This is a genomic window from Sandarakinorhabdus sp., from assembly GCF_031422795.1.
Classification (GTDB): domain Bacteria; phylum Pseudomonadota; class Alphaproteobacteria; order Sphingomonadales; family Sphingomonadaceae; genus Sandarakinorhabdus.
On record NZ_JANPML010000104.1, the window covers coordinates 1 to 1,501 of the forward strand.

2 protein-coding genes are annotated in these 1,501 nt (G+C 67.7%); both read right to left on the reverse strand.

Annotated elements, in window-relative coordinates; all coding sequences use genetic code 11:
- On the reverse strand, positions 1 to 816 hold an 816-nt coding region (locus RMO81_RS04005; protein WP_310474454.1), incomplete at its 3' end, for a nitrilase-related carbon-nitrogen hydrolase.
- Positions 817 to 844: 28 nt separating this feature from the next.
- Positions 845 to 1,501 (reverse strand): alpha-hydroxy-acid oxidizing protein (locus tag RMO81_RS04010; protein ID WP_310474455.1); only part of this gene is annotated, 657 nt, incomplete at its 5' end.

Below are 1,501 nucleotides of genomic sequence, written 5' to 3' on the forward strand. Positions count from 1 at the left end.
AACCAGCATCGCGTGATAGATGGCGGCGAGTTCGTCATCCGCCGTGGTGATTTCACCCGGCGTGCAGTGCCAGCCTTGCGGCCCGCGCTGCCAGTGCGTCAGCCGCACATCGTCGTCCCACATCGGCAGCTGGTGGGCCAGGGTGCGATCGGCATTCAGCACGAAGGACGCGCCATCGAACACCAGTTCATCCTGTCCGCCAGCGCGGTTGAGATAAGCCAAGGGCAAGCCGGTTTCGACCACGCGCGCCACCGCGACGTTCAGGCGGACATCGTCCTTGCCCAGCTCGAACGGGCTGCCGTTGGGGGCAATCAGCAGTTCAGCGCCGGTTTCAGTCAGGCACTCGCACACCTCGGGCGACCAGATATCCTCGCAGATCGGCACGCCCAGGCGCACGCCGCGAAACACCAGCGGCCCCGGCAGCGGCCCGGCGGCAAACACCCGCTTTTCATCGAACGTGCCATAGTTGGGCAGATCATGTTTTCGGGTGATACCGGCAATGCGGCCGCCATCGAGCAGCGCCATCACGTTGTAAACATGGCCGTCTTCGGCCCACGGCGTGCCGACCAGCAGCGCCGGGCCACCATCGGATGTGGCCGCTGCCAGCCGTTCCACCTGCACGCGCGCCGCCGCGACAAAGGCGGGTTTCAACACCAGATCTTCCGGCGGATAGCCCACCACCGACAGTTCGGGCGTGACCAGCAGATCGGCCCCGGCCACCTTGGCGCGGGCAGCCAATATGGCGTCGGCATTACCGGCAAGATCGCCAACACTGGCGCTCAGTTGGGCAAAGGCGATGGTCAACCGGTCGGTCATAGCTCAGCCGATACAGAGGATTTCGCCATCAGGCCAGCCGGGTGCGACCAGTCAGCGCCATCGCGGTTTCCAGCTCGGCACGGATCAGTTGCAGCACATGCGTCACCCCGGCCTGCCCGCCAGCGCCCAGCCCCCACACCCAGGGCCGGCCGATCATCACCGCGGCCGCGCCCAAAGAGACATAGCGCAACACGTCGAGGCCGGATCGCACACCGCCATCGGCCAGCACCGGGATGCAGCCGCCCAATCGATCCATGATCGCCGGCAGCGCCCGCGCCGCCGATATCGCGCCATCCAGCTGCCGGCCGCCGTGATTGGAAACAACAATGGCATCCGCGCCGTGCTGCACCGCCAGCGCCGCATCGTCCGGGTGGAGAATCCCCTTCACGATCAGCGGCCCCGGCCACAGCGAGCGCACCCACGCCAGCCGATCCCAATCGGCGCTGGCATCGAAATTGCGCGCGATCCAGCCGAGATAGTCGGAAAGCGGCGCCTTGGCCCCAACCAGCTGCGTGAGATTGCCCATCGCTACCGGCCCACCAAGCAGCCCGACATCCACCGCCCAGTGCGGCCGCGCCGCCACCTGGGCCGCACGGTGCAACGTGCCGGCCAGGCCCGGCGCGCCGGTCAGGCTGGAACGCACATCGCGGTAGCGGGCGCCGGGGGTCGGCAGGTCCACCGTCAG